The organism is Mesorhizobium metallidurans STM 2683 (assembly GCF_000350085.1).
GTDB classification, from domain to species: Bacteria; Pseudomonadota; Alphaproteobacteria; order Rhizobiales; family Rhizobiaceae; genus Mesorhizobium; species Mesorhizobium metallidurans.
Window position 1 is genome coordinate 1 of record NZ_CAUM01000142.1, and the last position, 7,582, is coordinate 7,582.

A 7,582-nucleotide genomic window follows, 5' to 3' on the forward strand; every position below is an offset into this window, starting at 1 on the left:
TCGAAACGACCATTTTTGATTAGGCAGTCTTATCCGAGTTCTCTGTTCGGAAAATTGGACGGCGGCGATGCGCATCGACGAGATCATCGTATTCATCCGTGTTCTTGAATCAGGCAGCTTCAGGAGCGCCGCACGCTTGCTGGCGATGTCGACGGCCACTGTCAGCGCCAAGATCTCGGCGCTGGAGCAGAGGCTCGGCGCGACGCTCATTCAGCGCACCACAAGGCAGCTCAAGGCGACGGCGAGCGCTATCTTGCCCGCTGCAAGGCGGCGCTGAGCGAGCTCGAGGCCGCCGAAGCCGAGCTCGCCCCGGAAATCGGGCAGCCGACCGGCACGCTCCGCATGACCGCGCCGGCCGGTTTCAGCCGGCATGCCCTGCCGCAACTGGTTGCCGCCTATCGGGATGCGTTTCCTTCGGTGAAGGTCGAGGTAACCTTCACCAACCGCGAAATCGATCTCGTCGCCGAGGGCATCGATCTGGCGCTGCGCGTTGGACCGCTGAAGGATTCCAGCATGATCGCGCGAAAGCTCGCCGATGGTTTCGGCGGCCTGTTTGCCAGCCGCGCCTATCTCGATCGCCAAGGGGTGCCGAAGACAATCGAGGACCTCACCGGTCACCGCCTCATCGGCTTCGGCAGAGCCACCTCGGCAAAGATGCGCAGAGGCGGCAAGCTGGTCGACGTGCCGTTCGACGCTCCAATCATGTCCAACGATTTCCACATGACGCGCGCCATGATCGATCTCGATCTCGGCATCGGCTATCTGCCGGCGCTGATGGCAGAAGCCGGGTCTTATGATCCGCCACTCATACGCGTGCTGCCCGAATACTCCTCGGTCAAGACGGCGCTTTACTTCGCCTATCCCCGACAGAAATTCGTGCCGGCGCGCGTCAAGAGTTTTGTCGCCTTCGCGACGGCGCGCGCGGCCGATTTCAAGTCGTAAATCGAGATGCGGTTTCACTGGCGAAATTCCCGGTTGGCGATCAGGGCTGCCGGCCCTGCATCGGATCTCGGCGTTATCAGGCGTTTGCTCTTCTTGAAGCCAGTGACATGATTTCAACGATGCACTGAATGAAATTGATCACACTCAAGCCGATCCCGGATCGAACTCCACAGCTCCGCCCTGGCTGGCCGGAACATTCAAGTCGCGGCCAAAGTCACAGGCTCGGACGAATTCGTCCGCAATGGTTCATCGATCGGTTGGGGCGCTTCCGGGCAGGCCGGCGGCGCGGTCGTCTCAGCCCGGCTTCAGCGGAAGGCCCGCCCTATCCCCGCAACCCCGGCGCTTCCTGGCCCGTTCTCTCGACATATTCGGTATAGCCGCCGCCATAGGTGTGGACGCCCTCGGGCGTCAGCTCCAGCACGCGGTTGGAGAGCGCGGCGAGAAAATGCCGGTCGTGCGAGACGAACAGCATCGTTCCCTCATATTGCGAGAGTGCGTTGATCAGCATCTCCTTGGTGGCGATGTCGAGGTGGTTGGTCGGCTCGTCCAGCACCAGGAGATTGGGCGGGTCGAACAGCATCAATGCCATCACCAGCCGCGCCTTCTCGCCGCCTGACAGCACCCGGCACTTCTTCTCAATCTCGTCGCCGGAAAAGCCGAAGCAGCCGGCGAGCGCCCGCAGCGGCGCCTGGCCCGCCTGCGGAAAGGCGTCCTCCAGCGTCTGGAACACGGTGCGCTCGCCCTCCAGCACTTCCATGGCATGCTGGGCGAAATAGCCCATCTTGACGCTCGGGCCTCGCGCCACCGTGCCATTGTCGGGGTCGGAGGCGCCTGCCACCAGCTTCAACAGCGTCGACTTGCCGGCGCCGTTGACGCCCATGATGCACCAGCGCTCGCGCCGGCGTACCTGGAAGTCCAGCCCGGCATAGATGGTGCGGCTGCCATAGCCCTTGTGCACATTCTTCAGCGTCACCACGTCCTCGCCGCAACGCGGTGCCGGCTGGAACTCGAAATTCACGATCTGGCGGCGCTTGGGCGGCTCGACGCGGTCGATCTTGTCCAGCTTCTTTACCCGGCTCTGCACCTGGGCGGCGTGCGAGGCGCGCGCCTTGAAGCGCTCGATGAAGGCGATCTCCTTGGCCAGCATCGCCTGCTGGCGCTCGAACTGCGCCTGCAGCTGCTTGTCGGCGACCGCCCGCTGCTGCTGGTAGAATTCGTAGTTTCCCGAGTAGGCGGTGAGCGAACCGGCGTCTATCTCCACCACCTTGTTGACGATGCGGTTCATGAACTCGCGGTCGTGCGAGGTCATCAGCAGCGCGCCCTCAAAGCCTTTCAGGAACTGCTCCAGCCAGATCAAGCTTTCGAGGTCGAGATGGTTGCTCGGCTCGTCGAGCAGCATCACGTCGGGCCGCATCAACAGGATGCGCGCCAGCGCCACCCGCATCTTCCAGCCGCCGGATAGCTTGCCGACGTCTCCGTCCATCATCTCCTGCGAAAAGCCGAGACCGTCGAGCACTTCGCGGGCGCGGCCGTCAAGCGCATAGCCGTCGAGTTCCTCGAAGCGATGCTGCGCCTCGCCATATCTGGCGATGATGTCGTCCATCTGGTCGGCCTGGTCAGGGTCGCCCATGGCGTGTTCGAGCTCGCGCATCTCGGCCGCCACCTCGCTCACCGGCCCGGCGCCGTTCATCACTTCGGCGACCGCGCTTAGGTCCGCCATGTCGCCGACATCCTGGCTGAAATAGCCGATGGTGACGCCGCGATCGACCGACACCTGGCCCTCGTCGGGCTGCTCCTGCCCGTTGATCATGCGAAACAGCGTCGTCTTGCCGGCGCCGTTGGGGCCGACGAGGCCGACCTTCTCGCCCTTCTGCAAGGCGGCGGAGGCCTCGATGAAGACGATCTGCCGGCCGTTCTGTTTGCTGATATTTTCGAGACGTATCATGCTTCCACGCGAGGCTTCAGGGGAATTTCCCCGCGCCTTACGCGATCGGCCGCGCGAGAGGAAGCCCGCAAATCATGAATGCCTGCGCCAAATCGCCCGAAGCTGGACAGGTCAGCCGCCAGCGTTGCCAACACCGCCAAAGCTGCCGGCAAATTCGGTGATCAGCTTCTCGTACTCTTCCATCGCCGGCAACGCCTCGTAGCTGTGCACGGCCGGCGTGCTGGCCCAGGGCAGTTTCTCGCTTGTCCACGTCTCGATGAACGGCGTGAACCAGCTCGGGTCATCGAGCATGGTCGCGCGCAGATTGACGAACCAGTCCAGCCCCTCCGACCGCGTGAACATCCAACTCATGCAATAGCGGCAGAAGAAGTGGCGCGAGGCGCCGTGCAGCCCGCCGATCACCGGCTCGCCCTGCGTGACCGCGAACGCTTCGGACGGAATGGCGGCACTCAGCGAGTAGGCGCTGGCCGACATAAGCTGGCAGCCCGTGCAATGACAGGCCATGGTCAGCAGTGGCGGTGCGGAAATCCTCAGGCGCACGCGTCCGCAGCGGCACCCGCCTTCGGCAGGCAAGGTCAGGTTTTTCACGGGACGCTCCTCCAGGTCTCGCTTGCGAAACTCAGCCGCCGGTCAGCGCCTTCGTCGTCACCAGATTGACGCCGGCATCGGCGAAGGCGGCATTGTGCCGGGCGATGATCTGCGGCGCGGTCTCGCTGGCGGAGTCTACCGTGCTGTGGGCATCGGAAACCACGGTGACGCCTAAGCCCGCGGCAAAGGCGCCCTTGACCGTTGCCGCCACGCAAAAATCGCTCTGTGCGCCGATGAGCACGACCTCACCGGCGCCCTGCCCGGCCACCCACTCGCCAAGTGCCGCATTGCTGAAGGCGTCACCGACGCTCTTGGCAAAGGTCGGCTCGTCGCCAGCCTGGCCAAGCGCCGGCCAAACCGGCCAGCCCGGCTCGCCCGGCGCCAGCGGATCGCCCGCCGGCCCGTCATGCCTGACGAAGGCGATTTTCCGCCCGCCACGCCGTGCCCAATCGATCAGCGCCCGGGCGCGAGCGGCGATGCCTGACGCATCATGGATCGGCGGCTCGGCGACGCCGTCGAACATGCCGGTCTGCAGGTCGATGACGATGAGCGGCGCGGTGGCAACAGGGCTGATCTTTGACATGGTTTTTACATAGCACGGGAGGCGGGCCGATCAAGGATCAGGCAGCGTGGGCATGGCGATCGCAAGAGGCTGGCGTTCGAGATACGTAGAAATCCGCCTGCAACAGCGCTAGCTTGGCCTGCTATTGGCAAAGGGGCGAGTGCATGAACGAAGAACATACCGTATTCCTGATCGGCGGCGGCACGGGCGGCGACGAGCAGGCAACATTTACGCTGTATGATATGGGAACAAAATGCCGGCTCACCTGCAGTTATCGAAACAAGATGATCGAGGCCGAGGAGGACGACTATTTCGAAGCCTTGTTCCAGATTCGTCAGGAACTCGAAGTCGATGGGCTGCTGCCCTTCTGTTACGGCGCCAGCGCAAATGTCTATCCCGAAGGCGTGATGGAGATGGGCCGCGGATTGACCGTCTGCAAGGTAAAAATGGGGCAGCCGCCTCAAAGAACTGATCTGGTCAACATATTCGACGAGAGCTACGACGTGGCGCCTGTGTTCGCCCACATGCAACAGCAATTTTGGGACGCGTGGCTGGCCTCGCTGCCGTCATAGCCGAAAGCGACTTTGTCCTGCACGACCCTGCCCTTCCTTCAAATCCTCACCCAATGCCGCCCGTCACCGTATAGGCACCAGCGGCGCGCCCGTCATCCAGCCGCACGATTGCAGTGACGATCGAGCCATAGGAGTCGCGCCAGACGCTGTGGATTCTCCGATGCTCCTCGACCGGAACGAACGCCCGACCGGTGAAGCGCGCGCCGGTCCGTTGCAGTTCGACGGGCTCGCCGTTGACATGGATCTTCACGCTCGCGGCTGCGGCCTCAGCCGCGTTGCCATCCAGGTCGAGCGTGATGGAAATCTCGTCCTGATTGTCTCTGTGCCGCGTCTCGGCAGCAAGGGTGATGGTGAGCGGCGGCGGCTCGCCTAGGCTGATGCCACCGGGCCGCGCCACAAACACATCATCGGGCAATTCCGGCGTACGCGGCGGGCTGGTGCGGCGCCGGCCAGCGCGCTCGAAATCGCCGGCGAGGCAAAGCAACCTGGTGTCGTGATAGGCTTTGCCAGCGAAGGTCAGCCCCACCGGCATGCCGATATCGGCCATCGTGCCCATCGGCACTGTGACGGTCGGGATGCCCAGATGCCGCCACACCAGATTACCATTGGCGACCCAGGTGCCGTTACGCCAGGCAAGCCTAGCAGAGGCTTCGTTGACATCCGCATCGGCCGGCCCCACATCGGCGACGGCAGGCAACACCACCGCGTCGAGCCCAAGCGCGTCCAGCCAGTCCTCGAAATTGATCCGCCGCGTCGCCTCCAGGCCCTTCAGTCCCTCTGCCAATGTAGGAATATCGGCAAGCGGTGTGACGCCCAGCTTCGCCCGCTCGACATACTCCGCCAGGTCGAACCCATCGTCGCCATAGCAGTCCGGCAGCGCGCCCGGCGGCGGCGGAAAGATCTTTGGACCGTCGACCGAGGCGAGATCGGGGATGGCCGGGTCGGCATTGGCGCGCAGAAAGTCGTCCCAGGCAAAGACGCAGAGATCCCAGATTTCGCGCTCGGCGAACTCTTTCGGCACCAGCCCGCGATCGACCATATTTTGGGTGCCGGGCCGGTCGCGCTCATAGTTGGAGACGACTGAAAAATCGACTTCGACGACATCGGCGCCAAGCCGCCTCAGATCCGCAGCCGCCTCTTCCCACAGCGCCAGCACCGACGCGCGGGTTTCGATCGGTGTGGTCGCTTCCGTATCGTGGCCAATATACATGCGGGGCACGCCGAGCCGCGTGCCTTTGAGCGAGCCCTCCAACGTCAGGTCGATATAGCGCGGCGGCCGCACGCCCGAACTCTGCGGCAAAGCCACCCACGGCTGCGCGCGCCAGAAATCGCCTCTGGTTTCAGGATCATCCGCCACGATCACGTCGAGCAATTCCAGCATGTCGGCCACGCTGCGCGTATGCGGCACCACCACATCCATGGTCGGGACCAGCGGCCAGTTGCCGCGCACCGAAATGACGCCGCGCGACGGCGTGTAGGCGACCAGCGCATTGTTCGAAGCCGGCGCCCGGCCGGACGACCATGTCTCCTCGCCGAGCCCGAAGGCGGCGAAACCGGCGGCGGTCGCGGTGCCCGAACCATTGGACGATCCCGAAGCGAAGGCCGCGGTCAGATAATCGGCATTGTAAGGGCTTTCCGCCCGACCGTAGACGCCGCGCTGCATACCGCCATTGGCCATCGGCGGCATGTTGGTCCGCCCGATCAGCACCGCGCCGCCAGCCTTCAGCCGCGCGATGGTGAAGGCGTCCTCATTGGCGATCAGATGCTCGAAGGCCGGCGAGCCGGCTGCCACCGTCAGGCCCGTGACCTTGTAGCTGTCCTTGGCGGTATAGGGGATGCCGTCGAGCGGCCCGAGCACGGCACCTTTCTGGCGGCGGCGGTCGGATGCCGCAGCCTCCTCGAACATATCGGGGTTGAGCAAGGGAACGGCGTTCAGCGCGATGCCGTGCCGGTCGTAATGCGCGATTCGCCTGAGATAGGCGCCGACCAGCTCGACGCTGGTGACGATGCCATTCTCCAGCGCTTGCCGCAGCTCGGCGATCGAGGCTTCGACGATGTGAAGATCGGTCATCGCTCCGGCCCGCTCAATCCGGCGCGCCAGCGAAAAGCATCACGCCGCCGCCCGTAGCCGGCCAGTCCCTGATGGTGCGGTCGTCGCCGCCGGTCAGCACCGTGCCGTCGGCGGCGAAGGCCACTGCGTAGATCGGGACGGTCTGGCTGTCGAACATGGCGATCTCGTTGCCGCTGTCCATGTCCCACAGCCGCGCCGTACCGTGCGGCAACCGCAGAGACGATGCCCGCGGCACAGAAGACAGCCAGACGCACGGGCGCGAAAGCTTCGCCGGCAGCCTCGCCGCCATGCACCAGATACGCCGTGGCAAAGCATGCCGCGCCGATCGCCAGGAAGAGAACTGCAAGCAGCCTGTCGACAACCCTGTTCATTGGTTCCTCCCCCAGGCCGGCAGTGGCGATCGTCCTCCTTGCTGGAGCTATTTCAATATCTTAGCCGAGTTCTTTGCCAAGCTAAGTACTGAAACGACAAGAGGCGACAATATATTTTCATCAAGGATCTGGCCTCTCGGCCTAGAGAACAAACCGCGATGGCGAATCTACACAGTGGCACGCGAATATCCGGATACACAAAGCGCAATTTCGGAGACTTTCGCATGGCGCGGCACTGGTCGGTGAGTGGCATAAAAGTCGAATTCCTCAAGAATAGAATGCAAGCATCGGTCGGCAAGGTTGACCGGAAACCGGATTCTGGCATTATCCCAACGAGATATATTGGAGAGCTTGACATGAAAAAGATTTATGAAAAGCCGACGTTAGTCAGGAAAGGCAAGCTGTCGGCGGTCACGGCCGCCAACGGTGCATCGGGTCCCATCATCCTCGAATGAGCCTGATCTAAGTTTGCCAGATTATCCGGTGGAGGCCGCCGATGATGTTTCGGCGGTAGGCTAAGGACAGTCGTCA

The 7,582-nt window shown here is 63.4% G+C and carries 10 protein-coding genes; 5 read left to right on the forward strand and 5 right to left on the reverse strand.

Annotated elements, in window-relative coordinates; translation table 11 throughout:
- Positions 1 to 67: 67 nt before the first annotated feature.
- Complete coding sequence (locus MESS2_RS23390; RefSeq protein ID WP_008876971.1) at positions 68 to 277, forward strand: helix-turn-helix domain-containing protein; 210 nt, start codon at positions 68 to 70, stop codon at positions 275 to 277.
- A 38-nt stretch (positions 278 to 315) separates the two neighbouring features.
- Positions 316 to 942 carry a substrate binding domain-containing protein gene (locus MESS2_RS23395; RefSeq protein ID WP_280113330.1) on the forward strand — a complete coding sequence of 209 codons (627 nt, stop codon included), beginning with the start codon at positions 316 to 318 and terminating at the stop codon, positions 940 to 942.
- Positions 943 to 1,264: 322 nt separating this feature from the next.
- Here the strand turns inward: MESS2_RS23395 and MESS2_RS23400 are convergent, their stop codons facing one another.
- The 3 genes from MESS2_RS23400 to MESS2_RS23410 form a co-directional block, all read right to left on the reverse strand.
- A complete protein-coding gene (locus tag MESS2_RS23400; protein ID WP_008876973.1) occupies positions 1,265 to 2,887 on the reverse strand; it encodes an ABC-F family ATP-binding cassette domain-containing protein in 1,623 nt (540 codons plus the stop codon).
- Between the two features lie 111 nt (positions 2,888 to 2,998).
- Positions 2,999 to 3,475 (reverse strand): GFA family protein, encoded by a 477-nt coding sequence (locus tag MESS2_RS23405; protein WP_040593871.1) that lies wholly within the window; start codon positions 3,473 to 3,475, stop codon positions 2,999 to 3,001.
- A gap of 31 nt (positions 3,476 to 3,506) precedes the next feature.
- The gene (locus MESS2_RS23410) at positions 3,507 to 4,058 is read right to left on the reverse strand and encodes an isochorismatase family protein (RefSeq protein WP_008876975.1); all 552 of its coding nucleotides are present in this window, start codon (positions 4,056 to 4,058) and stop codon (positions 3,507 to 3,509) included.
- Positions 4,059 to 4,201: 143 nt separating this feature from the next.
- Between MESS2_RS23410 and MESS2_RS23415 the strand changes: the two genes are divergently transcribed.
- Positions 4,202 to 4,609, forward strand: a complete 408-nt coding sequence (locus MESS2_RS23415) for a hypothetical protein (RefSeq protein ID WP_008876976.1) — start codon at positions 4,202 to 4,204, stop codon at positions 4,607 to 4,609.
- Between the two features lie 46 nt (positions 4,610 to 4,655).
- Here the strand turns inward: MESS2_RS23415 and MESS2_RS23420 are convergent, their stop codons facing one another.
- Both MESS2_RS23420 and MESS2_RS23425 read right to left on the reverse strand, forming a co-directional pair.
- On the reverse strand, positions 4,656 to 6,680 hold the full coding sequence (locus MESS2_RS23420) for an amidase (protein WP_008876977.1): 2,025 nt from the start codon (positions 6,678 to 6,680) through the stop codon (positions 4,656 to 4,658).
- A 13-nt stretch (positions 6,681 to 6,693) separates the two neighbouring features.
- Positions 6,694 to 6,837, reverse strand: coding sequence for a WD40 repeat domain-containing protein (locus tag MESS2_RS23425; protein WP_244440063.1), 144 nt, complete (start codon positions 6,835 to 6,837; stop codon positions 6,694 to 6,696).
- On the opposite strand from MESS2_RS23425, the gene MESS2_RS32815 reads away from it, so the two are divergent.
- Together MESS2_RS32815 and MESS2_RS31395 are read left to right on the forward strand one after the other, a co-directional pair.
- The gene (locus MESS2_RS32815) at positions 6,836 to 7,297 is read left to right on the forward strand and encodes a hypothetical protein (RefSeq protein ID WP_167332460.1); all 462 of its coding nucleotides are present in this window, start codon (positions 6,836 to 6,838) and stop codon (positions 7,295 to 7,297) included. The two genes, MESS2_RS23425 and MESS2_RS32815, sit on opposite strands and share 2 nt — an antisense overlap.
- Positions 7,298 to 7,407: 110 nt before the next feature.
- Positions 7,408 to 7,506 carry a lasso RiPP family leader peptide-containing protein gene (locus tag MESS2_RS31395; protein ID WP_008876980.1) on the forward strand — a complete coding sequence of 33 codons (99 nt, stop codon included), beginning with the start codon at positions 7,408 to 7,410 and terminating at the stop codon, positions 7,504 to 7,506.
- Positions 7,507 to 7,582: the final 76 nt, after the last annotated feature.